This window comes from Paenibacillus sp. FSL E2-0201 (assembly GCF_037963325.1).
GTDB lineage: Bacteria > Bacillota > Bacilli > Paenibacillales > Paenibacillaceae > Paenibacillus_AQ.
On the sequence record NZ_CP150154.1, the window covers coordinates 4,188,758 to 4,213,586 of the forward strand.

Here is a 24,829-nt window from a genome sequence, read left to right on the forward strand (position 1 = left end):
GACTACGGAGTATCCCTTTGCTATTGAAAAGAATTCATTTTCTTCTGGTTGTATACAAATCAGAAGCTTCATCAAAGTAAAAGCGGCGTTTTTGTTTGCCAAACACGACTAAGATCACATGGATGAACAACACGATCGTTAAAATGATAGAGGTCAATCCAGCACCTAGTGTTAAGAATATAGATGCCTTATAAAATGGTGAGTCCATTGATAGCTTCACGTTATTCAAGGTTTTCGCAATGACCGTTATGAAGTACATCGCGTAAATCGCACCAAAGCGTTTAAATAATCGCTTGTTAGTTTCCCCTCGACTTATTTTACTGTCATAGCGATAACGCATTATTTTCGTACCGATTGTCGATCCGTTCCAAATCCATGGAATAATAAAGAAGGTTACAAAAAGCGTAATTGTACTCGCAATAAATTCACTAACCATATTAACGTTGGTCATACTCAACACAATTTTAACTACCATGTTGCTGATCAATAGATCAATAATAACTGCCAACAACACAGACATCCCTCTTACTTCATCAAGAGCTAATAATCTTTCTGCTTTCTCATTAATTTTCTTTTTTGATGGGAATAACGCTAATACAGCTGGAGCAATAAAGAAGCCCAGCACCCCCCCAGCAGTATTCAACAATAAATCATCCACATCAAAAATGCGATAAGGGCAATTATAAATCCCATAAATGCCGGTTACCTGTGTTACCTCATAAAATAATGTTAATAAGAACGTGATTGCTAGCGCTTTTTTCCAGTATTTCTTCTCTTGAAAAAAATATCGCAAATAAACACCAAAAGGTAATAATAGCAAGAAATTAAAAAATGCTTGATAGAATGAAGGTTGGCTAAATAACAGTCTATAAGTTGAAGGCTGTGATAACACGATACCACTATTCCCAAAGGTGCTCACAATAAATTGAAATGGCATAAGTGAATAATGCTGTGTACCCGGTTTTTGAAGAGAACAAGTGTTGCGTACCTCTGGCAACGGTAACAATACTAAAAATAACGCTGCTAGAAAGTAAAAGATAAACGAAAATGAAATTAAAGTAGTAGAAAATGGCAGGTAATTGTATTTTCTATACGTATAAATGAGCCATGGAATAAATAAAGCAAATGCTAAAACAACAAAAAAGATTCCAGCCACAAAGATTGGCTGAGTATATGCTGACATTTCTAGTTCACACCCCAAAATGATTTAGTATTTATATTAACCATATAACGGATTCTAATTCAACTGGAAATGGAACATTTTATCATATTTAAGGATTCTGTAATGTTGGCATCAAATTAATGTAAGGTTCGCAACTTATACTGACTCCTAGATAATTAATTTTTTTTCAAAGGAGAACCATTCATGAATCCCTCCATTTCACAAAAAGAAAGAATTATTTCACTCGATATCATTCGCGGGCTTGCTCTTTTTGGCATACTGCTTATAAATGTCGGGGCCTTTAAAGTTATTATTGAAGGAGATCCCTTACCAGACTATAGCGGCATTAATGGAATCATCAATAGTTTGATAATCATGTTCGTACAGAAAAAGTTCTTTTCTATTTTTTCATTCCTATTTGGAGTAGGTCTATTCATCTTCGCCTCAAGAGCCGAAAGCCGGGGAGATAAACCAAGATGGCGTATGGCTAGACGATTACTTACCCTCTTACTGCTGGGAATCGTGCATGTGTTTATCTTTTGGGGAACCATTCTACCCGTATATGCCGTCATCGGATTGTTTCTGATCCCTTTTTATCACACAACGGTTTCTACACTTAAAAAGTGGCTTATTAGTGTGACATCCATATACATCATTTCCTTGACGGTAAAAATATTTTCACCATCGCTAGGGACAATCTCATCTATCCTTGATATTTTTTCTAATGACGCTATGCTAATCTTTATTATGTTTTTAGCTGGTTTTTCAACTGCAAAGTCAGGTTGGCTAACACATATACAGGAATTATCAAAACCAATTAGATGGATTCAAATGGCATCATTTCTTGTGTTCGTTGGTTTCTCATTATGGATTTGGAACGCTACTCAAAGCGGGAGCAGCAATGTGGATTCAGTTACGGGCTTAGGATCACTTCCAACCACTTTGTTTTACTTAACAACATTATTTCTACTATTAGAAAACAAACAAATGGTGAAATTCCTGACGCCTATATCCCGGGTGGGTCAAATGGCATTTACAAATTATGTAGCTCAAAGCATTATTGGGACGGCAATCATTTCGATTATAGGTCTCGAAGTCGTTTCACCAAAAGATATTCTCTACATCGCAGTTCTGATTTATATGATTCAAATCATTTTTAGCACCATCTGGTTCAAGTTCTTTTCCATGGGACCTTTAGAAAAGGTCTGGCGACTGATGACCTATGGAACAAAGCATGGAGCAAAAAGATAAAAACAAAGCTTCATAGGGTTGGAGAATTGCTTAAGTCTTATACCTCTGAGTATAAAAAGCAAAAAAAAGAGTCTGAGTAATACGGATATCTCCCTTATCACTTAGACTCTTTATCTAATCATATAGCTATAAGATAGCTTTCACTATCATTCCAAACTACCCAACTCCACCACATCTCCGCTAGTGGCCTTCACGGCATAATTACAATCCAGCTTCCCGCACAGCACATACTTCTTCTGCCCAGAATCATACACATAGACGGGTGTTAATTCGAGCCATCCTTTGAGCTTGTTATAGGCTTCGTTATGACTTACAGTAATCTCTCCTTCGCTCTGGAACTCATCAAACGTATCGAGCAGAGATTTGTTATCCATATAGTTTATAACCTTATAAAGGTTCGCATCGATGAACAGGAGGAGCTTACGCTGGAATATACGATTACTTGGTGCATTCATCCTCAATGTCGCTTGAATATGTCCTCTTTCCCGATGTAACGTCTTCAGTATCCATTGTCCGGATTCATCCGGATAGAGCTGGCTTAGACCAGCTTCGACTCCGGCTATACACTTGAATAATTCTGCGTCTGTGATAGGAAATGAGTCTGGGTGCGGTTCACGAGCTATTGCCTGTTCGATTGTAACCACTTCTTGCAGACGTATCTCCGTCCTTACAAACGGTTCTGTATTCGCTTGCTCCCAATGGATTACTTGATCTATATTCAGTTGTGCTCTCGTGCCTGAAATAATCTCAAATGGGATGGTGGTTCCATCATTTGTAATGTAAATTTCTTCAATCCCATAGATCGGCAGGAATTGCTTCATCTCGTAAACCGGATATTCTATAAGTTGTAGCTGTTTTTTGGCTTGCGGCTCTACCGCTTGAAGCGTGAGTGAATAGTTCTCTTTTTGCACAAGGGATCTAGAAGGAAACTGGACATGCACACTGTAAAAAATAAGCCTCCCCTCTGCATCAAAGCGGAGCTCCATCCGCCCACCGGGGGAGACCGGCACGCCGTCTATAGATTCGGCAAAATGATATTCACCTACCTGTTCCTTTATTAGGTGGAATCCTTTACCGTACACGATCCCCGCCTCGGCTTCCATCCACTGGATAACGCCGTTTAAATCAATATTTTGAAATGGTGCCCCATTCGCATATGATTTCCCACCCACAAAAATCACACTTTTATAGTTGCGGGATTGCAGGTCTATAGTGATGACAGCCGTTCCTTCCGGATTGTAATCCTCCTTCCACTCTGTAATATGTGAAGGAAACCATTCCATACTAAGCAAATAGTCGGTCTTTCCCAGTATCGAAACTTCGCGATAAAGTTCATGTGTATGTAAGTAGTAGTTGTCCAATCCGTACGTTTCCTGTGCAGCATTAACTAGTTCTTTAATTCGGATATCCATATCAGTGTCCCCCGCAAAATTGATGCCTCCATCATAACATTTCTGTTACATATTCCACGAGCTTATGCTATGGACTTTGCTGGTGTTCAGAAAATGATCAGTAGCATGGGGTTTAATAATGTTTAAGGGCTTCAGACCCTCTAAAGGAGGAATAGGATGACTCCAATTAGGCTGCATCCTCTAACTACTCCTTCATCAGAATACTAGAAGTGTTATAGTGACCATATTTTTTATTGGGGGTAAATCATCATGAATGACATCATCAAAGGAAACGGGGAATTAATACAATTCTTCCCGATTCCACCGCATCTTTATAGTAAGGATATTGCTTGTCTTGTAGCTGTGGCTTATGTAGAAGAACAGGGAGCAAATTTAACGGGCCTCATAAATGCTCTATACGCCAAGGGATATACAAACCTGGATCATTTACTAAATTCCACATGGAAAGAACTATACCAGGTTCGGGGGTTGGGCTACAATAGACTGAAGCTTCTGCTTCGTTTACTAGAACGAATTTCTGCAGATCCCAAGACCATAGAAAACTACAACATCGTCCCTCGTGTAACAATCCACAGTAAAAAGGAAATGAAAGAATTAACTTTAAAAAAGATTATTAAGAAGTATAACGAAACATCAGTGGAGTTATTGACTAAAGCTGCCGAAAAAGAAGCTCGTTTAAAGAAAATTAAAGATAGACTCCGTGAAATGGGGATGATCCTTTAACAAAACCCCGCCAGTATAATGAACTGACCCCAAAAACTTGGATATTTAGTGTATTAAGCTGCCTCCAAGGACTGTAGCCGGTATTCTACCGGAGACAGTCCTTGGAGCTTTTCTTTGGTTCTTCGGTGGTTGTAATAATGCATGTATTCATGAAGTTGCTCGATGAAGTCTTCCATAGACTCGAAAGTTTGAATATATAAAAGCTCTGTTTTTAGGATTCCGAAGAAGTTTTCTATGACGGAATTATCCAGACAGTTCCCCTTTCGGGACATGCTTTGAGCGATCCCGTTTTTCGCAAGGCGGTGCTGGTACTGCTTCTGTTGGTATTGCCATCCTTGATCAGAATGAAGGATGAGCTCATGTACCTCTGGGAGCGTCTTGCACGCCTCTCCGAGCATATCCATAACCATGGAAAAGGTTGGCCTAGGGGAGAGAGTGTAGCTGATGATTTCCCGGTTATACAGGTCCATGATGGGCGAAAGGTATAGTTTCCTGCCGAAGAGATGGAACTCAGTTACATCCGTTACCCACTTCTGATTTGGAGCATCTGCCTTAAAATTTCTTTTCAAGAGATTTGGTGCAATCTTTCCGGGTTCCCCTTTATACGAACGATACTTTTTCCTACGAACCATACAATGAAGTCCAAGTTCCTTCATTAACCGCTGGACGGTTTTATGATTGACACGGATTGTTTTACGGACTTCTCGGGTCAACGTGCGATAACCGGCTCGGCGTTTTAGTTCACCATTAAATAGACGTTCCATCTCCGCCTTAACTTCACTGTATTTGTCTGGCTTCTCCCACGTCTTAACATGATAGTAATAGGTACTGCGGGGAATCCCTGCGATTTTGACAAGCTCTTTCACGTTGTATTCCTGCCTTAGCTCGTATATTACATGAGCTTTGTCGTCGTTCGTGATGCGTTTTTCTCCTGAACTAAGGCATTCAATTTTTTTAGGTAAGCGAGCTCCATTCGCAGGGTTTGATTCTCCTTGATTAACGCTTCTATGGACCCTGTAGGGGGTTCTATTTCTATCTGAACCTCTTTATTGGCAACACGACCTCGACGCTCCACATAGAGCCCAGGAGCCCCCTCTTTCAGATATATCTGTTCCCACTTACGGACGGATCTGTCTGGTACGTCATGCTTCTTAGCGGCTGCCTTATAACTCAAACGGTTATTGCGCATGTCTTCGACGATGCTTTGCTTCTGCTCTCCAGAGTAGGTCCTCTTGGTATTTTTTACAGCTATCCCCTCAGCACCATGCTTGGAGTATGCAGCAACCCATTCATTTACTGTGGTGTGACTCATTCCATGTTTACGCGCTGCCTCATTCTCTGATAGCCCATTTTCCAGCACATCCTTGACCACTTTCAACCTTGTATTTCCATTAAATTTCACCATATAAAAAGAACTGCCCCCGTTTCAACTGGACTATTATAACATGTGTCCAAGTTTTGGGGAGCAGTTCATAATCACTGACGGGGTCTTTTTATCTTTCTATCAATGCGTCCCTCTCTACAAATTCAGTTTTCCAAATTTATTAAATTTTTTTGAGCTCTTTTGCTGGTACTCCTGCAACGACAGAATTCTCTTGAACATCTTTAGTGACAACTGCTCCTGCCGCAATAACAGAGTTATCTCCAATCGTCACCCCGGGCAGTATGGTTGCGTTTGACCCAATCCATACATTTTTTCCAATGATAACTGGAGAGGGGTAGGTTACATTTCTCGTTTCTAAAGGTAATCCATGATTAAGTGTAGCAATCGTAACATTCATACCAATCATTGTACCGTCCCCTATTCTGATTCCTCCTCGATCTTGGAAGGAACAGCCTGTGTTGAAAAACACATTCTTTCCTATAGTAATATTTTTTCCAAAGTCTGTATAAAAAGGCGGAAAACACATAAAAGACGAATCAACTTCAGTGCCCGTAAGTTCACTAAAAATCTCCACTATTTCTTCTTTTGAATGATAGGATGAATTCAATTCCATCGTGACCTTTTGGGCTTGATAACTGCATTGAGTTAATAATTCATGTAATTCTTTATCCTCACCCGAAATTGGATTTCCTTTCTTACAAAAATCCATAAAATCATTCATATCCATTTTTAAAAATCACCACCCAAATTTATTTATACTTCTGATAATTCGATTCATATGTCTTGTCTTAATCCTTCCATAATGGCACGAACTGCAAACTTTGTTCCACAGTACACGCCTGAATTAGGGTATACTACATGTCCTGCCACAGAATCTGTTGCAATAATATGCCCTGATTTTTGTTTTTCCATAATTGGCAACACCGCAGCGATTCCGTTCAAAACACCCATGATATTGATATCAATCATATGCTTCCACTCTTCACGACGCCCTTCCACGATTGATGCTGTTGGCATTATACCCGCATTGTTATAGAGAACATCGATACTGCCATATGTGTCTAATGCGAGTTTAGCGACCTTGTTCACATCATCATAGTTTGTCACATCCGCTTGTTGAATGAGAATATTTGATTTAGGAAATTCTTCTTTAATAGCTTCGAGACGATCCAAGCGGCGTGCAGCCAAGAGCTACTTCGCATCACTTTTTGCAAGTAACTTTGCAGTTGCTTCACCGATTCCACTTGAAGCACCCATAATAATAATCACTTTATCTTTTATAGCCATCTATAAACCCTCCTTTAAAGTTAAACCTTTTCTTTCACATCATAAGTTGATATGATTCGAATAACTAATACTTATATTAAATACTCTCTTATGCCTTTTAAGCATAGATAAATAAGGAGACTGTTATGGAAATTCGAGTATTACGCTATTTCATTGCTGTAGCGAATGAAGAGAATATATCGTCGGCTTCAAAACAGCTGCATTTGTCTCAACCTACATTATCAAGACAATTAAAAGACCTTGAAACGGAATTAGGAGCCATTCTATTTGAAAGAGGAAATCGAAAAATCACTTTAACAGATGAAGGGAAATACTTATTTAAAAAAGCGAAGGAAATCGTTGAGCTAGTAGATAAAACTGAAGCAAATTTTAAAGAATCAAAAGAATTGATTAGCGGAGAAATTTACATAGGCGGTGGTGAAACTGAAGCTATGAATTTTATTGCCAGAGCATCAAAAGAATTACTTGAACAGTATCCAAGTATTCGATTTGATTTATACAGTGGTAATGCTGACGATATTACTAACAAGCTAGACAGTGGATTATTGGACTTTGGCATTGTCATAGAACCCACAGATAAACAAAAATATGATTACATAAAATTACCCGCTACTGATGTTTGGGGTGTTTTAATGCGCAAAGATAGTCCTTTAGCGTACAAGCAGTTCATTCAGCCAATAGATTTAATAGATAAACCACTTTTGATTTCACGTCAAACTGCTGTCAGTAACGAATTCACAGGATGGTTTGAAGCGAATATTGAGGATCTCAATATTGTCGCAACCTACAATCTGCTGTACAATGCTGCACGAATGGTCGAAGAAAATATTGGATATGCATTATGCTTGGATAAACTTATTAATACATCAGGAGATAGCAAGCTTTGCTTTAAACCTTTAACCCCCAAATTAGAGGCTAATTTAAATATTATCTGGAAAAAACATCAGGTGTTTTCTAATGCAGCAAATAAATTTTTAGATCAACTTCGCAACAATATAAAAATACACAATTCATATCTGTAGAAAATAACCCTATATAAGCGACAAGACACAAGAAAAGCCCAAGCTTTATCCTCAGCTTGAGCTTAGTCTTGCAATATTAAATGTAATGCCCTTATTACCTTACGACAAAGCCAACATCGCGTTCATATCTTCCTCGGCAGTGGTAATCAGCTTCAATCCAAAAAGTTCAACTAGCACATCCAACACACCATCCGAGATGAACTCCGGCGGCTTCGGCCCGATGCGAATGTCTTGAATACCTAGGCTGAATAAGCCCAGCAGAATGGCTACCGCTTTTTGCTCGAACCATGACAGCACGATGCTTACAGGCAGCTCGTTCACCGTACAATCAAATGCTTCAGCCAAAGCCAAGGCAATCTTCACCGTAGAACCGGAATTATTGCATTGTCCAAGGTCAATGTAACGCGGAATGCCCGTATCTCCAACGGTTCCATAATCCACATCATTAAAGCGGAATTTCCCGCAGGAAGTGGTTAAAATGACGGTATCGTTCGGTAAGGAAGTCGCCAACTCGCGGTAGTAATTCCCACCTTTACCTGGCGCGTCACAGCCTGCAATAACGAAGAACCGGCGGATATGCCCGTCTTTAACAGCCTGAATGATCTCTGGTGCCAACCCGATTACTGTTTCGTGATGGTATCCTGTCGTGAGTACCAAGTCTGATTCTACATCAGCCGCAGGTAATGACAACGCACGATTAATCAGAGGAGAGAAATCGTCATTCGTGATTTTTGCAACACCTTCCAGCCCCGCCACTTCATATGAGAAAAAGCGGTCTGCATACGTGCCTTTAATCGGCATCACGCAGTTTGTAGTTGCAAGAATCGCACCGGGAAACTGCTCGAAAAGTCTGCGTTGATCGTACCATGCTTTGCCGATATTGCCTTTCAGATGTTTATACTTCTTAAGCGCCGGATAACCATGGGCAGGTAACATTTCCGAGTGAGTATAGATGTTGATGCCCTTTCCTTCCGTCTGCCGCAGCAATTCCTCCAGTGCATACAAATTATGCCCTGTCACCACAATACATTGACCTTCTATTTTGTTCTGGCTGACTGTAATGGGTTGTGGAATCCCAAAGCGATCCGTATGCGCACGATCTAATAGATCCATGACGCGAACCGCCGCATCCCCGACCTTCATCGCCATCTCCAAATGCTCCTGCGTATTAAAGTTAGAATTGGTCAAGGTCATATACAAAGCTTCGTGGGTAATACGGTCCACCTCGGGATCACTATATCCTAGCTGCCGAGCATGTGTCGCATAGGCTGCAATTCCTTTTAGAGCAAAAATCATCGTATCCTGCAAACTCGCGATGGTTTCATTTTTGCCGCATACTCCCACAACGGTGCAACCGCCAGTTGGTGTCTGTTCACATTGGTAACAAAACATATCGTTATCCTCCATATCGAGATAATCTTTCGTTACTCACAACGTAACAGAACACCAAACCTTGAGTTGTGATTACACACACATTTTTTTATATCAAAGAGATTTTAATGTCCGTCTATTAATAACAATCATCAATATAATAACGCCTATACAAATAACAATATTAATCCCAAAAACCATTTTGAACGCCTGAATCGAATTCCTCTGCCCTATCTCCCCGCTCACCATCCCTAGCCCTAGCCCAAGCGCTGAGCCAAAGACCATACCCGCATTTCGTGTTAAGGCAATTAATCCTCCAATTGAACCTACGTGTTCCCTGGGCGTCTGCTTCATAATATAACTATTATTCGGTGAAGCAATAAGCCCCATCCCGAGTCCAATAAGACATAGAATCGCAGCGATTCCATACACCGGTATATTCTCCAAAAATATTAGCAACAGGATGAACCCGCTTCCCATGCAGCTCAGCCCCATTAACATCAGCCGACGAGAACCATAACGATCGGACCAGTAACCGGCAAGAGGACCTGAAAATGCTAATGCAATGGGATAAGCTGCCATAATGTAGCCTGTCTTAGATGAAGTGAATCCAGCCGCTGTTCCCATTAAATAAAATGGAATAAGGACGAGCACGGTATTAGAAAGGATAAAAGAGGCACAGCTAACGATCAAGCCACCCGCTACAGCAGGAATTTTCAACGCCCGAAGAGGTAGAAAAGGTGTCTTTTGCCTCCGTTCCCATAATAGATACGTAATCAACAGCAGGAAAAATCCCATCAAACTAGCCATCGTCCGCGTGGACACCCAACCCCATTTGCTCCCATTTGTAATAACGAGAAGTAGCAAGGTAAACCACGCCATGAACAAGCCCGCGCCCGCGATACTTACAGTTCCCGACTTGCGCTCATGCACACGGCTCGGAATGTACCGATAGGCCATAACTGTAGCCACAATTGCCACAGGAACATGGATCAAAAATAGCCATTGCCAACTGAGCCACTCCGCAATCAGACCTCCTGCAATAGGGCTGGTCATCCCGCCCAGTGCGACAGCAGTACTTAGAATTCCGAGTGCCCGTCCCCTCTGTTCTTTCGGCATATGAACGCTGATAAGCGCAATATTCGTTGCTTGAAACATCGCAGCTCCTATCCCCTGCACAACTCTAAGTACAAGTAATATTGGCAGATTAGGTGAAAAAGCGACCATGATCGAACCAACCGTAAAAATCACATATCCGAGATTGTGAATACGGCGAAAACCATAACGATCACCCAATTTCCCCATCACAGGGAGAAGCGCAGTAATCACAAGTAGATACCCCGTTGTGATCCATAATCCTTTTGCAAGCTCAGTTTGAAAATGACTTATAAAAAAAGGAAGCGATACATTCATAATTCCGGCAGTAAAATGAGAAATAAAAGCCCCCATACAAATAGCCGCCATCATACCCAACCGCTGCCTGCGCGTACCTGTTAGCTCTGTATTTTTTGCAATACTCATGCTGATCCCGCCCCCACTCATCATTGTCTAAGAATTACTAACAATTATAAGTAGATCCCTTACAAGGACAATCCCATAAAGATGGGATAGAGAGGGGGCCTGTTATCTTATTAGTTCTAAAAAGACAATGAAGCCGCTTATTCTCCGTAATTGGAGAACAAGCGGCTTCGTATTTCGGATCATGCATTGAATGAAAAAAAGTCCATTTTATAATCCAAGGATTTGCTTTTTCTTGGCTTCAAATTCTTCTGGAGTTATGATACCAGAATCCTTAAGTTCTGCTAGCTGTCTCAAATCATCGATCGACCCAACAGGAGCTGGAGGATTAGGACGATTGTGTTTTTCTGATTTATATACTGCTATGTAATCACGAATTTTTTCGGCGATTTTCATTTTTCCCGGTTGAATAAGAACAACGTTAGCACTCGCTCCTTTTAAATTATCCTTTTTCGATGTTTGAAGGTTGGCTGTAATTACTTGTAAATAAGGAACTTTCAAAAAGGGCTTAACTATGCTGATCGTAATGACAGAATCCAAGGGAATCGTTTGAGTCTGTCCTCCCAATTTTTGAACATTACTAGGCTTAATTACTAGGTAATCCTCGTATAGTTCAAGAGATGATGTACCGCCGCTGATCTCGTGTATCATATTATCCACCTCATTCATAAGATACCCCTATCTTATCATATATTTACAGATTTCTTCTATATTTATCCTCTACTTCATAATAAAATCAAAAGAATGAAAATGCCGCAAAATAAATTTCATAGATTTCAATCACTCAATCCCCGCTGAATAAATTCCTAAATCAGGGAGAAGATAAAAACTTGTTTTTTGCTTTGTAATGTCGCAGGAATTGTCATCGAGATTGGTCACTTTTATTCGATACCACATGAAAAAGCATAAGAATCAACAGTTCTAATCCAATTTTAAGTCACAGTCAAATATTATATCTGCTTCAGCTTACCCTTTTCGCAATTCGGAGAGTAGCTATTTCGCCTTCCTCGGCATGCTGTAACGCGATGGCTCCAATGGGTTGGATAAGCCAGCCCTTCTATACGCTTCAAAAGAGAAAGCAAGCTTCTCAATGTGCAGATTTCAGCTTCTTCTTCTCTTGAATCCAGCCCACTAACAGTAGTATAAGCGGGATTATAAACAGCATCGGAATCTGGACATAGAACCGGACGACACGTAATCCTGTATAGATAAATTCTACATAGTTTCCTGCCATCGCAATGGAACAAATAAACATAACCATAGTCACGGGGATCATTAATTTGCGATAAGAGGGAATACCGAACAATGTTGCCGCACCGATTAGCGTCGCATATAAATAAATGCCGATCCGGAAAAAACCACCGACAATAGCCGTGACGAGAAACAATACATCCAATCGTTCTAGTAAAGCTCTTCCCTCAATCAACTCCGAGGTGGTCAGCAATGGGTATTGTGTTCTTGTAAATAGATCCGCACCGAGGACAGACACATTTAGCATCGTAACAAACGCGATAAAAGATCCGCTGATCAATAATCCTGTAATCACTGTTTTCTTCACTTGTTGCGGTTTATTCACATAGGGAAACAACATCAAGAACACTATAATCTCTCCAAAAGGAAATACAACGGTGCTTGGAATCGATTGCCTCAGTACGGTTAACCATCCCTCTTCAAGTACAGGTCTTAAATTTTGAACATTTACATTCCCAGATGTAAGGATTAAGATTAACCCGGTAGTAGAAACAAGAAATAACACAGCAAAAAAAAGTTCCGCAGTCCTCGACAATACCTCAATCCCTTTTCCAATTACATACATAACCGTAACTAGCATCAAAGCAATAATAACAAGAAAGGGTGTCTGTACAAACACAAAGGATACCGCCATTGAAGCAAAATCACGGATTACAAAACTCCCATTAAACAAGAAATAGACGACATATAACAATGCTATGACACGGCCAACAACTGGGCCTAATATTTTCTTTGCACATTCCGTGAGCGGAAGATCCGGATAAAATAAAGATAATCGATGATAGATTAGAAATAAGCAAATTCCCCCGAGCATCCCTAGGATTGCGGTAATCCATGCATCTTGTTTGGCTTCCGCACCAAATCCGGAGATAATCGCGCTCACGATTTCAAATATTAATACAAGGATAAGCAATTGACGGGGACTAATCTTTGCTCTTTCCAAAGTCATTCCTCCTCTCTTATGAAGAATTCATTCATCCACCAATCTCGATGCTTTCCAGTATGGTTCTATTACGCAATCCAGTATTACGCAAATAAGCCTCCACTTTCACCTTTACCTCAATCATGGGGAAGGTCACCTCATTCCAATCCCGCTTCAATGTTCTCCATTGCTTAGGATGATCACGATGCACCACTTCACCGAATCCGAAAATGTCCGACTTTTGCTGTTGCATTAATTTGATAGTGGCTAGCGCCTCATCGTGAACAGCTTGTGTATAAAGGCGTTCAATTTGCAAGAAAACCTTCGGATTAGTTACATCTATGGGCACATCAACCTCTCCAATATTCGCATCCACACCAATCTTCACCTCAATCATTGGTGTACCTGATTTATCAATGCTTGAATGAAATGATGATTTTGTTCGTATATTCTCGATCCCTATTGTATGTGACTGACCGTTCCAATCCATGGTTAACAATGTCGAACGAACCCTACCTAGAACCCATAAGAACCCCCGACCTTCTTTCCCGTCTAACCACTTCAATAATTTCCCATCTTTAAAAGTAGCAATCCCATTAGCCATAAGTTTATCTTCTTTATTTGAAGAATCGATTTGAACGCCAGTGATGGTCGGTTCTTTACCAGATGAAACAATGGCTTGAATCACTTGGTATATTTTCTCATCTATATTTTCACCCCATGCCTTCTCCGTGTCGGATACCATTTTCTTGATTTTAATGGCAGGCGAGTTATCAATACTTGTCGGTTGTTTAATAATCTCTTCTCCCGTCGTTCCTCTCGCAATAACCATTGTAGCAGAAGGTCGAAATTCACTATCCCGCTCAATACCGTCAAATATTTTCTTAATCCCTTGTGTTGTGGCTAATTCTTCACCTACCAAGAGAACAACCGCATGACCATAATGTAACTCCCTAGAAAGTTTCTTAGAAAGCACGCGAGTGGCCTCAAATACATTATTTCCTTCTGCTGAATATGTTGTAGGAGGTATGGGCGCAGGACTGCTTCCCCCTTGTGTACTTGAATTATTTGCCGGATTAACGATCTGAACTGTAACCCGAATGTTCTTCTTTTCCCCTTTATCAATCGCCATCGCAACGACAAAACCAATATCCGTTAGCTCTTTACTATCCCAACAACCCGTAATCAGAACAATCATAACCATCGACAACCAAAGTCCTGCTAGTCTACGTGCCATCTTGATCACCCAATTGCTCAGTTGTAGGTCGCTTCATTAATTTGGGAACCAGATGTCTCATCCAAATTGGAAAAGCGCTTGAACCTGATCATTTTTTGCATGCATGACTGGGCTGTAAGGAGACATATAAGGAATACCAAATGAACGTAAACTACACATATGTGCAATAATCATAATCAAGGTAAGAATCATTCCAAAAAAACCGAACGTTGCTGCACTGATCATGAGGAGAAACCGTAACAATCTTGCTGATACAGCAATCGAGAAAACAGGTGTTGCTAGACTAGAGATAGCCGTAAGTGAAACGACAATAACCATAGCCGTTGACACTAATCCTGCTTGTACAGCGGCTTGTCCAATAACTAGTGCTCCAACGATCGATACAGCTGATCCGATAGCTTTGGGCATACGGACACCCGCTTCACGCAGAATCTCAAAAATTATTTCCATTAATAACGCCTCAACAAACGCAGTAAACGGCGTTGCTTCTAACTGTGAAACAAGCGATATCACTAACTGCGTCGGAATCATTTCTTGGTGGAACGTAGTTGCTGCAATGTAGAAAGAAGGTCCGATCATCGAAATGATAAACATTATGATACGTAATAACCGCAACGCGATACTAATGTCATACCGATGATAAGAATCTTCTGTAATTTGAAAAAATTGATTAAAAACGTCTGGGATGATTAACATAAAAGGAGTTCCATCCACCATAATTGCAATTTTACCTTCTAAGAGATTGGCTGCAACGGTATCTGGACGTTCTGTAGGTAAGATCGTTGGGAATGGGGTGAATTTCTGATCTTCAATCATTTTCTCAATATATCCTGATTCCAGAATACCATCCAATTTGATCTTACCGAGACGACGTTTAGCCTCTTCAACAATAGAATCATCCGCAATCCCTTTTATGTACATAATCCCTATTCTAGTATGCGTAACTTGTCCTAACGTCATCGATTCCAGCCATAAATTAGGATTTCGGATGCGACGCCGAACCATCGATATATTCGTCGTTAAGCTTTCAACAAACCCTTCACGAGATCCCCTGATTGAATTATCCGTACCAGGCTCTTCTATGGAACGAACTTCACCACCTGATGTGGCAATCGCCAGGGCTTCATCTGATCCATCAATCAACAGGATGGTCTGTCCCAGCAGCAGAGCATCATACAGTTCATCCCATTGAACAAGAGTCTTCAGACCTCCGATAGGAACAATTTTATCTGTAATCACTTGGACCAGATCCTTTAATGTCCTTTGCTCACTGCTCAGCACGACGTTCAGCAAGACTTCCATAACAAATTGATTAATGGTTGTATTGTTAACTATGCCATCCACATAAATGATTGCGGCTTGAAGCGCCTTCTCCGAGCCTATCGTAAATTCACGAATGATTATATCTCCACTATTCCCTGTCTTTTGGCGAATCTGCTCTAAATTGACTCTTAATTCTGTTGAATCAATCGGAATTGAAGGGACGGTCCATTGTGGATTGCTTCCAGCACTTTTGCTACTTGCATTGCCATCCTTTGTCATGCCCCTTCACCTTTCTCTCCATTATTTGCTGCTCTTTGCGTGATTATTCTACCCATTAACAGCAAATATTATTGGAAGATTAACAATGAAGGCAGGGAAGTGGTATGAAAATATTCGTCGCAACTGTTCTATTATTAATCTTAGTAATAGCACTAATATTTCTGCTTGATATCATTTCCCTCTTTAGCATACAAGAATCATTTCGTAATTTAATCGCATCGTTTCGCGTCATGAGTCTTTCTGAAATCATCATCTTTAATTTCATGATTGTGGGCACAATAACTTATTTATTGTGGCCACTGATACAACAGCGGCTGCCCCAGCAGTCTCCATCATCGAAGAAACATCCATCTAAACACGCTGACAATAACCCGACCAAATAGACTCTTGATATCGGTATCGTTCTTCCATTCACGCTTAAAGCGAATGCCTGCATTTCAATACATCAACGGATACCTGTTCAGTCCTAGCCTAATTCAAAAATAAAAAGCAAAAAATCCACTTGCAACATTGTTGCTGTGGACTTTTTGTAGGCTTATTATGTATGTTGTATTTGCTCAGGTTTATTGATTGATATTAAAGGCCAAGGCCGGTATTCTTGTTCACATAGAGTTCACTAGGTAGAACTCTATGTTGACCGGTTTTCAGCAGCTTTGGTAAACGCCCCATCCGCTCCGCTAAAGTAGAAAGCTTTTGCTCATGAAAATTAGATAGTCCCGTATGAATCCGGTCTTGAAAAGGCTCAAGCCATCTAGATTCCAAACTATCTGGACCGAAATAAACCCCGAGCAGTGAGCCAGCCGTTGCCCCGAAGCTATCCGTATCGTTGCCTTGCATTACCTGCTTGCATATCCCATCACCAACATTGTCTGCAAACCGCAGGGTATTAATTAAGGTTCCTACTTCTTGATAAACCTGACAGTGGCAATAAGTCTCATACTTTTGGTTAATACTCTGATATGCTTCCAGCCAGTCATCTGCATTCGCTACCATTTCAAGACAATCCTGAGTAATCTCATAGAACCGGCTTCTTTGAGGGATGAATTGCAGTGCAGTTTTGATTATTTCAATGGGATCACGCAGCACGTGAGCAGCAGCAATCGCAGCAGCAATGAACATCGTGGCGTAAATGCCGGTCCGGCGATGTGTAAAGCTTGCATCCCGCCAAGCTAGCTCAGCAGCCAGAGCAGGCTGACCAGGACAGGCATAGCCGTAGGCATCTGCACGAATCGCCGCCCCGCATAGCTCTGTACCCTGTACCATAAAATCAGGCCAAGCCTCTATTTCAGAATGATTGAATAATTCCTTATCATGTTCCAAATAGCTAATCCCTGATCGTAGTAAAATAGCCCTTTCCGGACCCCAAGTTGTACTTATCGGAAGGTGATTTAACCATAAATTCCTTAAATCTCTTTTCGTAAAACCTTCACCGAATTGTTCTAGCACCATCATTCCCATTAATGTGTAATTGATATCATCATCAGGTGCTACATAACGAATTCGCCCTCGTGTAGTCTCAAACCAAGACCAATGACGACGATTCAGCGCATGGAGAATTTCTTCAGAAATATAATCATTCAGTGGCCATTCCCCTACAGAAGTTAACGCTTGACGTAATTCCGACAAGCTGGGGTTTACCTCTATTGTTTTGCCCAGCATAGAACCGCAGACTGAAGCGAGGAAACCAGCCTCCACACGCTTGGAGCTATCCTTCAGATTCAAAATTCCGATCTGCCCGAGAGGTCGAGCCGGATCGCTTTCCCGCCATATCTCATCTAAATCGTTCGGCTCATAGTAAGGCCAATTATCCCTCATTGGAATGACAGCCAAGCTATGGGCGAATTCAAGATAGGCATCATAGCTTGCGGGAAGCTGTTCCAGCTTGGCTAAATAACCGGAGGTTTGATGTCCCTGCTCAAATTTATTACGCAGAATCCCTTCCAATTGAAGTTTAAGAAATGTGAGTGATGGTAGCATACTGTATCTCCCTTATACGATTATTAATCTACATGAAATAAAAATGCATACTCAAATTCTTAATACCAAATTTCAAATTACTCCATACCTCCCTTACAACTTACTTTCACACAAAATGACCAATAACAAATAGAAAAGCAACCATATCTATCCACAATCCACAATACATCAATATCACAAGCTTTAGTAGTAAAAGATGACTTGATTCGGTAGATAAGCATGTAAGCTGACTTCATTGTATCTAATCATAATAAAAACCCATGTCAGATGACATGGGCTTGATATTAGCTGTTTATCAACCTTATTGCTTTATTGATTTTTTACAAACCAATAAATTCTTGAACCCATTCAGTGTTATATGAAGCAATCCCAATTTCAGTGAAGCTGCTATTCAGAATGTTCGCGCGATGACCAGGACTGTTCATCCATTGATTCATTACTTCCTCCGCGCTCTTCTGGCCTTTGGCAATGTTTTCTCCTGCTGAGCTATAGCTAATTCCGAATGCCTTCATCATATCAAACGGAGAACCATAAGTCGGTGACTGATGATCAAAATAATTGTTGTCATACATATCCTTTGCTTTTGCCATAGCCATTTTTGAAAGCTCACTATTCAGACTTAGTGCTTTCAAGCCTGCATTTGTACGTTCCTTATTCACCAAATTCAACACTTGCTGAACGGAATCAGATGTATTGGCAGGCTGCTGCGGATTGACGGACGGTTGTGGATTGGCAGATTGTTGTGGATAAGCCGAATATTGTGGTTTCGCGGACGGTTGCGGATAAGTCGTCTGATCCGCTGTGCTACCTGTAGGTGGTGAAGTACGAATAAACCCATCCAGCCATTTTGATACATCTCCGCCAGGTACTTGTTTAGCCTTAATCGTTGAATTTCCTGCATTCTCTGTGGAAATAGAAGACGCTTGCGTTAAGGTTGACGTTGCAGCCATTTTGCCAGCAGGATGTCCAACCTTCGTTTGTTGAGTAGTCATTTGATTGTTGGCTGAGTGATTACCCGAACAAGCTGTAACGAGTAACAACGCAACTATTACGATAAATGGTTTAATAACGCCCCCTCCTGATTTGGTAAAGTAATGACGAATCGAATAAAGTTTTTGTTAAGCACGATTGAATTATTCATCTCTAATTCAAAAAATAAAAACAAAAAAAGCCATCCTTTAGATATCCTAAGGGATGGCTTGTTCGTAATGCTTAGAGCGCCGCAATCCGCTGCTGAATGCGTGGAAATAAGGCGAAGGCGTTCTCGTAAAATACTTTCTCATGGTGCTGCTCAGGGACGAGTCGGCGGACAAATTCCGCATACAGGTCAATAGGCGCGAGTGGCCAATCCGTGCCGAACAACATTTTCTCATAATGATCGGAGTACACCAGCGCCCGTCGAAAATGATCCATGAACAGTGGTTCATTCATGAACCGTTCAAAATGAGGCCGGTCACCGACCACAAGGCCGGACAAATCGGCATAGACGTTTGGATTTTTGGCCACCACTTCGGCGGCGTCCATCACCCAGGGATCGCCAAGATGGCAGATCATAAAATTCACATCACGCCGTTGGAACGCTAATTCATCCACGGTAAGAGGATGAGCATACTTAAGCAATCCATTCATCGAGTACGTATCACCGGTATGAATGACGACAGGCGTACCATACTTAGCCGCCAACTCATAAATCGGCGAATAAATTTTGTCGTAAACGTAATGATGATAGTACCCGGCATAGAGCTTAATGCCTGCTACCTCGGGCGCTTGCAGCCGTGCCTCAATTCGGTCCAGCTCCTCTTGAGCATCCTTACCTCCGAGCATGTTCGGATTGATCCCCACGCATTCCATTAAGAAAGGCGGCACAGTGTCTTCCAAGTCAAGGCCCATCGGATTAGGGGAAGTGGAGTCAGGGAAAGCTCCCTTCGTCTGCTCCGTGACCCCCATTCCAATACCAAGAACAACATCGTTCTTATCAAACTCTGCTTTGAGCCCGGCAGCAGTGTAATCGACTTTGGAGAGATCCAGTGCTGTTTGATGAAAGCTGTCGATGTCCGACAGATGAATGTGAATATCAATGATCGGCATTTGAGATCTCCTTTTCGTCAGTAGGTCTAGCAAAGGTCAGCTTCAAAAGACTGCGGACATCCTCTGAGTTCAGAGCGAGTTCTCCCATGATCAGGAAGGTCGGCTGTGTCCAAACAGTTTCTCCATTCAGAAGTGGAAGGTGATGATGCACCCCGTGATTAAATACTTTATTGTTCACATACGCCGAGGCACTCTGATTCGGATGATTGCTCACCAAATGCAGCATATCCTTACGCGAAGATGCACCAATTCGCAATAGTCCCTTGGCCTCCAGATAGGTTTCAACCGTTCCTAATAAGAACTTACCCTCCTTGGAGAATTCCATCCATCCTTCGGCATAGACTGGCGAAGGTTGGATATAATTTTCCTCCGACAACGAATAATTCGGCAGGGTCATTCCGCTGTCATTGGTCACCGAATGCAACACACAGAGCACAGAGACACCTGGGAGCATAAGGTAATGCTGATTAACAACAATTCCTCGGTTCTTTTCCTGCTTCTCGATCGAAGTAGTGATACGTAATCCTTTCCATACATTACCCTGAGCATCCATTTGCTCGGTCCAAGCTGCGCTCCTTGGCTCCTCCAACCGACTAAATCCACCTATGCCTGAAATACCCACACCGAGTCCACCGTGCCAAGGATTCCACCAGGAACGTGGTGCTGCTTCCGGATAGGAGCTATCCAGCCATTCTTCTCCATGATGCTTCAGGGAATGTACAACACTGCCGAACTCAGGAGCAGCTGCAATAGAAAGAACTCCGTTGCTCACAGTGTATATAGTACCCGCTGGTCCCTCTTCTGTGTCACAGACAACGGCTGCTGTTTCCGTTTGAGGGAACCAGAGGCCTGTTCGCTCTTGAATACGATCCTCTCCACGATAGACGACTCGAACCTTCTGTCCTGATTGGCTGTGTTCTGAAGAAGTCTCCGCTTCCTCAGATGAGAGCTCAAAGCCCGCGGAGTGCAGATTCTGCTCTCTTTTCAGTTCCATCTCAGCGACTTTCTGCTCCTCTCCTCTATCCGTTTGTACATACAGCTCGAGGCTCCCATTAAGTGAAGTCATCTTTCGTTCGAGTAACTCCGCATGAAGCGCCCCCGCCGCAAACAGGTTTCCACCGCCAAGCGTTAATTCAAGATGATCATCCATCACCGGTGTGATCGGATCCGGCTGCTTCCGTGCAAAGGTGCGGAAATCCGACCACTTCAGGAAGGTGTTTAAAGCGAACACCAGCGTCTTTGTTCGTACGACATCTCCAGCAGGGATTTGACCAAGATTATGCTCCAGTCCAAGTGGATACTCCGGACGAAGCAGCTTCAACGAAGGGTCCCAGCAAACGCCGCATGTGACGTTTTCTTCCTTGCTGAACAACCAATTTTCCGTAATTTGAGCGCTGTCCCAATTACCCGGATCGCCTGAGTAAGCATCGCCCATATCTACGTAACGACCCTGATAGGGCAGGATGAGGCGTTTACCAAAAAATCCGAAATTCGTTAGTAGATACATATCCTCTTCCAACGTTTGGTTACTAGTATTGCGTACCTCGCTATAAAACTCAGCGATTCCGTTCGCAAAGAGCTTAGCCACTCTTTTTATCTCCAGACCCGGGAATTCATCTGATTCATAAAGGGTCTCTAGAACTTGGCCCTCTCCTTCGGAATAGATCTTTACTGTTTTAGCCTGTTTCTTCGAGAATTCTTCGGCGAATGGTTTACCTAACTTCGGATGGGTCAACCAGAAATTATGGCTCGAGCCGGGATATTCAATCCACATCCCATTGTCGTTATTATTAAGATGTACGGAGTAGGCGCCGTTTACAGCCACCCACTGATCCCCGTTTTCCCCGCCAAAGCGGCCATGTGTTCCTTTCATTAGCACAGATAATTTGCTGATGAAGGACACTGCCTTCTCTCCAGCCGGAACGGCTGTCACATCAATATCCTGTGAATAAAGGCCATATGAATTTAGGGTAAAGGGTACTCGGACGGAAGCCTTACTTTTAGCTGGAACCGAGAAGCTTACTGCCCGATCCGCCCACGTCAAAAACTCTTCCTCTGGCAAATTAAAAGAAAATTCCGCTTCCGCTGCAAAATTATTCTCAACATTTAAGTATAGCTCAGCGGGAAGACCCGGATACAGCTCACGTGTTGGCAACTCCATCCTCATTTTCAGTGGGAATTTAGGAGCAATACCTATACGAAACTCAGCGCGCTTGCCACCGATGATCCATTTGCTCATAACCACAGGGTGAGTCTTCTTGTCGTTTTGCTCTTCACGAATCGGATCAAGCTCGAACTCACCTTCTACGATAACTGTTTCTCCTGGTGCGAGTGTTGGTGCAGCAGACAAGGCAAACCGAATATTTTTGTCATTTTGGCCTTTGATCTCAATGGCCAGATCAGACGCCGAACGATTCTTGATGTGATAACGAATCTTATATGTGGAACCGAAGACAAGATCGTGATCGTCAATCTCCGTGGAGATTTCATAGTCAGGTGTATCCAGAGCCGTCAGGCCGCGACCGGTCTTCTCGAATTCTGCGCGTAAGGAGAGTTCTCCCTTTTGCCAAGTGTAATCGAAGAAATCAAAACCACGCTCCCGGCGACCATCTGGCTGAATGGGCAGTTCACGGGTACTATCTGCATACCAATCCAGCTGCTCAAAATAAGGAGCAAGTGCTTCCGTTTGCAGAACCGTTGGAATAAAGTTCATTAGATGTACGTAATCCTCATTTTTTTCCCAAAAGAATCCACATTTCTTATACATCGGTACAGCCTTCGTATTGCCTGCCCAAGTAAACAGATCAAGACGCGGCCAGCCCGCTTCAATTGTTTTGCGAACAGCGTTCAAAATCAGGTTACGACCTACCTTGTATCCGTGATAATCAGGTCTCACATTCAACAGCGGTACATACAAAGCCCCTTCGTCTTGACGGTAATGGGCAAAACTACAGAAGCCTACCACTTCCTCGCCATCAACGGCGAGAAACACATTTAGATTGGACGAGATCTCCATCTCGCGGCGCACTGTAGCCTCTGTTCTCTGATTGGTGCCTCCACCCCAGCTTTCATTGCTACGGTTCCACATTTCTGCTACCGCCCTAGCATAAGAAGGATCATATTCGATAATGCGGATTTGTTCCGCTGTAGTCTTTACAGTCATGCTCTCATCTCCTTATTCCTCAATTATGAGTATGTATACAACTTTTTTCAAATAACTCCTACGAGTTCTTATTATACTATTAATTGGAAGGCAGTTACGAGGTAAAAAACTCTTTCTCCTTATTCTCTACATAAAGCCACTGCCAGCAGAAAGCTGCAGAATAAAAAGCTGTCGAGACTTCCTCGACAGCTTCGAATCTACTCTATGAGCAGCATTTCTTTTTAACAACTCTCCACACGATCCGCTGATCTTTTTTTCAAATTCGCGATACCTACAATACTAATCAATAGTACGCAGAGAGCATACGGAAGTGCCATATTTGCGGTGTATAAAGCTGTTCCTATAACTGGACCTATGAATGATCCGCCCCCTTGCAGGGCCGCAATAAAGGAAGCAACGCTTCTTTGCTCGTGATCTTGAACCGCCATTGAAGCACCCGCACTGTAGCCAAGCAATGTAAAGCCGATGCCAATTCCCAAAAATGTAAAGTCTACATAAGCAAATCTGATAAACAATAACAAGCCTAGCAGCCCCAAAGCCACAAATAATAGCCCTACTAGCAGCACCTTTTTAGGATGCCATTTGAGATATTTACTGATCACAATTTGCGAGAGTACCACCATTATTCCCGAGATAGCCAGACCTGTTCCAATTAACTGAGTAGCTTGCTGGGTACTATATCCAAGGCTATCCTGCACAAAAAATCCGATAGTAACCTGCACGATATTCAGAGCAAACGATAGCAATAGTCCAATCCATAAATAGAGGCGTATCCGTTTGTCGTTGGGTGAAAGTGAAATCGCCTGCCGTTCGATCTCGATATTCTTTTCTTTAGGAATAAACACTAGAAATAAAATAGCCAAGGTGAATAAACATATCGCTGCGGCGTACATTGGTGAGGTGAGTCCCAGCGAAGCCATTCCTCCGCTCATTGCAGGTCCTACTACGAAGCCAAGTCCATTGGCTGCACCGAATAATGCCATTCCCTGTGTACGGGTCTCTTTTGTACTCCAGCCCATAACATAAGCTTGTGCTAATGCCGGAATACCTCCAAAGAAAAAGCCGGCGATTGCACGAAGTATAAAGAAACTCCAAAATAGGCTAGTTTTACTCTCAGCATGTACTGCATAATCAGCCAACAGTGCAAAAATGACTAGTGTTGCCATATAGACGAACATAATCGAAGAGAGCAGCCATTTTCGGCTCATGAACGTTTGTTTTTCCCAGAAATAACCTCCAAGCAGCCAGCAAAGTCCCGCAACTGATACCAAACATCCTGATTGAAAATCACTAAGTCCCAGATTTCGAGCAAGCGGACCGATAATCGGATTAAATGCAGCTATTGATATCATCCCTGTAAGTACGATTAGAAACATAATACTCAATCTGTATTTCATGAAATCCCCTTCTCCTCCCAACAAAACCAAAACAATATACGATTCATAATCGCTGTGTTCATGGTACTATGTCTGGAAGCCGGGCCTCTACCCCTTAGCGGATAACTTTAACGGTTATCGGG

The 24,829-nt window shown here is 42.1% G+C and carries 19 protein-coding genes; 3 read left to right on the forward strand and 16 right to left on the reverse strand.

The genetic code is table 11. The features are described from left to right. Positions 1-34: 34 nt before the first annotated feature. Positions 35-1,156, reverse strand: coding sequence for a VanZ family protein (locus tag NSU15_RS19070; RefSeq protein WP_339287276.1), 1,122 nt, complete (start codon positions 1,154-1,156; stop codon positions 35-37). Between the two features lie 210 nt (positions 1,157-1,366). Between NSU15_RS19070 and NSU15_RS19075 the strand changes: the two genes are divergently transcribed. Further along, on the forward strand, positions 1,367-2,413 hold the full coding sequence (locus NSU15_RS19075; RefSeq protein WP_339287278.1) for a DUF418 domain-containing protein: 1,047 nt from the start codon (positions 1,367-1,369) through the stop codon (positions 2,411-2,413). Positions 2,414-2,559: 146 nt separating this feature from the next. Here NSU15_RS19075 and NSU15_RS19080 read toward each other — a convergent pair whose 3' ends face one another. Next, a complete protein-coding gene (locus NSU15_RS19080) occupies positions 2,560-3,825 on the reverse strand; it encodes a hypothetical protein (RefSeq protein ID WP_076121037.1) in 1,266 nt (421 codons plus the stop codon). A gap of 249 nt (positions 3,826-4,074) precedes the next feature. Between NSU15_RS19080 and NSU15_RS19085 the strand changes: the two genes are divergently transcribed. After that, positions 4,075-4,548, forward strand: a complete 474-nt coding sequence (locus NSU15_RS19085; protein WP_042129133.1) for a hypothetical protein — start codon at positions 4,075-4,077, stop codon at positions 4,546-4,548. Positions 4,549-4,601: 53 nt separating this feature from the next. On the opposite strand, the gene NSU15_RS19090 is transcribed toward NSU15_RS19085, so the two are convergent. The 3 genes from NSU15_RS19090 to NSU15_RS19100 form a co-directional block, all read right to left on the reverse strand. Continuing rightward, positions 4,602-5,953, reverse strand: a protein-coding gene (locus NSU15_RS19090; protein WP_339287280.1) for an IS3 family transposase whose coding sequence is annotated in 2 segments (ribosomal slippage) — positions 4,602-5,497 and positions 5,497-5,953 — 1,353 coding nt in all. Because the reading frame shifts where the segments join, the coding sequence is not laid out codon by codon here. A 139-nt stretch (positions 5,954-6,092) separates the two neighbouring features. Beyond that, entirely contained in the window at positions 6,093-6,659 is a 567-nt protein-coding gene (locus NSU15_RS19095) for a sugar O-acetyltransferase (protein ID WP_042129136.1), read from the reverse strand. 47 nt (positions 6,660-6,706) lie between these two features. Then, positions 6,707-7,120, reverse strand: a complete 414-nt coding sequence (locus NSU15_RS19100) for an SDR family oxidoreductase (protein WP_249923641.1) — start codon at positions 7,118-7,120, stop codon at positions 6,707-6,709. Between the two features lie 224 nt (positions 7,121-7,344). On the opposite strand from NSU15_RS19100, the gene NSU15_RS19105 reads away from it, so the two are divergent. Continuing rightward, positions 7,345-8,241: a LysR family transcriptional regulator gene (locus NSU15_RS19105; RefSeq protein WP_042129138.1), complete on the forward strand. Its 897-nt coding sequence runs from the start codon at positions 7,345-7,347 to the stop codon at positions 8,239-8,241. Positions 8,242-8,340: 99 nt separating this feature from the next. Here NSU15_RS19105 and hcp read toward each other — a convergent pair whose 3' ends face one another. The 11 genes from hcp to NSU15_RS19160 form a co-directional block, all read right to left on the reverse strand. Next, the gene (gene hcp, locus NSU15_RS19110; protein WP_339287282.1) at positions 8,341-9,633 is read right to left on the reverse strand and encodes a hydroxylamine reductase; all 1,293 of its coding nucleotides are present in this window, start codon (positions 9,631-9,633) and stop codon (positions 8,341-8,343) included. A 93-nt stretch (positions 9,634-9,726) separates the two neighbouring features. Continuing rightward, complete coding sequence (locus NSU15_RS19115) at positions 9,727-11,133, reverse strand: MFS transporter (protein WP_156114827.1); 1,407 nt, start codon at positions 11,131-11,133, stop codon at positions 9,727-9,729. Between the two features lie 207 nt (positions 11,134-11,340). Next, on the reverse strand, positions 11,341-11,799 hold the full coding sequence (locus tag NSU15_RS19120) for an SHOCT domain-containing protein (protein ID WP_052414648.1): 459 nt from the start codon (positions 11,797-11,799) through the stop codon (positions 11,341-11,343). 418 nt (positions 11,800-12,217) lie between these two features. Then, on the reverse strand, positions 12,218-13,324 hold the full coding sequence (locus tag NSU15_RS19125) for an endospore germination permease (protein ID WP_339287285.1): 1,107 nt from the start codon (positions 13,322-13,324) through the stop codon (positions 12,218-12,220). 31 nt (positions 13,325-13,355) lie between these two features. Next, entirely contained in the window at positions 13,356-14,540 is a 1,185-nt protein-coding gene (locus NSU15_RS19130) for a Ger(x)C family spore germination protein (RefSeq protein WP_339287287.1), read from the reverse strand. Between the two features lie 57 nt (positions 14,541-14,597). Beyond that, on the reverse strand, positions 14,598-16,082 hold the full coding sequence (locus NSU15_RS19135) for a spore germination protein (protein ID WP_339287289.1): 1,485 nt from the start codon (positions 16,080-16,082) through the stop codon (positions 14,598-14,600). Positions 16,083-16,658: 576 nt separating this feature from the next. Then, positions 16,659-18,059: an ADP-ribosylglycohydrolase family protein gene (locus NSU15_RS19140; protein ID WP_339287291.1), complete on the reverse strand. Its 1,401-nt coding sequence runs from the start codon at positions 18,057-18,059 to the stop codon at positions 16,659-16,661. A 320-nt stretch (positions 18,060-18,379) separates the two neighbouring features. Further along, a complete protein-coding gene (locus tag NSU15_RS19145) occupies positions 18,380-19,051 on the reverse strand; it encodes a CAP domain-containing protein (protein ID WP_081390041.1) in 672 nt (223 codons plus the stop codon). Between the two features lie 220 nt (positions 19,052-19,271). Beyond that, entirely contained in the window at positions 19,272-20,147 is an 876-nt protein-coding gene (locus NSU15_RS19150) for a TatD family hydrolase (protein ID WP_042129146.1), read from the reverse strand. Further along, positions 20,134-23,310 carry a GNAT family N-acetyltransferase gene (locus NSU15_RS19155; protein ID WP_339287292.1) on the reverse strand — a complete coding sequence of 1,059 codons (3,177 nt, stop codon included), beginning with the start codon at positions 23,308-23,310 and terminating at the stop codon, positions 20,134-20,136. The genes NSU15_RS19150 and NSU15_RS19155 overlap by 14 nt, the downstream gene beginning before the upstream one ends. Positions 23,311-23,531: 221 nt before the next feature. Next, a complete protein-coding gene (locus NSU15_RS19160) occupies positions 23,532-24,707 on the reverse strand; it encodes an MFS transporter (protein ID WP_339287294.1) in 1,176 nt (391 codons plus the stop codon). Positions 24,708-24,829: the final 122 nt, after the last annotated feature.

Excerpts from the sequence above, each read along its gene's own strand:
- NSU15_RS19150 (WP_042129146.1), bottom strand. The coding sequence starts at position 20,147 with ATGCCGATCATTGATATTCACATTCATCTGTCGGACATCGACAGCTTT.
- NSU15_RS19160 (WP_339287294.1), bottom strand. The coding sequence starts at position 24,707 with ATGAAATACAGATTGAGTATTATGTTTCTAATCGTACTTACAGGGATG.
- hcp (WP_339287282.1), bottom strand. The coding sequence starts at position 9,633 with ATGTTTTGTTACCAATGTGAACAGACACCAACTGGCGGTTGCACCGTT.
- NSU15_RS19075 (WP_339287278.1), top strand. The coding sequence starts at position 1,367 with ATGAATCCCTCCATTTCACAAAAAGAAAGAATTATTTCACTCGATATC.
- NSU15_RS19135 (WP_339287289.1), bottom strand. The coding sequence starts at position 16,082 with ATGACAAAGGATGGCAATGCAAGTAGCAAAAGTGCTGGAAGCAATCCA.
- NSU15_RS19105 (WP_042129138.1), top strand. The coding sequence starts at position 7,345 with ATGGAAATTCGAGTATTACGCTATTTCATTGCTGTAGCGAATGAAGAG.
- NSU15_RS19115 (WP_156114827.1), bottom strand. The coding sequence starts at position 11,133 with ATGAGTATTGCAAAAAATACAGAGCTAACAGGTACGCGCAGGCAGCGG.
- NSU15_RS19155 (WP_339287292.1), bottom strand. The coding sequence starts at position 23,310 with ATGACTGTAAAGACTACAGCGGAACAAATCCGCATTATCGAATATGAT.
- NSU15_RS19085 (WP_042129133.1), top strand. The coding sequence starts at position 4,075 with ATGAATGACATCATCAAAGGAAACGGGGAATTAATACAATTCTTCCCG.
- NSU15_RS19140 (WP_339287291.1), bottom strand. The coding sequence starts at position 18,059 with ATGCTACCATCACTCACATTTCTTAAACTTCAATTGGAAGGGATTCTG.
- NSU15_RS19080 (WP_076121037.1), bottom strand. The coding sequence starts at position 3,825 with ATGGATATCCGAATTAAAGAACTAGTTAATGCTGCACAGGAAACGTAC.
- NSU15_RS19145 (WP_081390041.1), bottom strand. The coding sequence starts at position 19,051 with ATGACTACTCAACAAACGAAGGTTGGACATCCTGCTGGCAAAATGGCT.
- NSU15_RS19095 (WP_042129136.1), bottom strand. The coding sequence starts at position 6,659 with ATGGATATGAATGATTTTATGGATTTTTGTAAGAAAGGAAATCCAATT.
- NSU15_RS19130 (WP_339287287.1), bottom strand. The coding sequence starts at position 14,540 with ATGGCACGTAGACTAGCAGGACTTTGGTTGTCGATGGTTATGATTGTT.
- NSU15_RS19120 (WP_052414648.1), bottom strand. The coding sequence starts at position 11,799 with ATGAATGAGGTGGATAATATGATACACGAGATCAGCGGCGGTACATCA.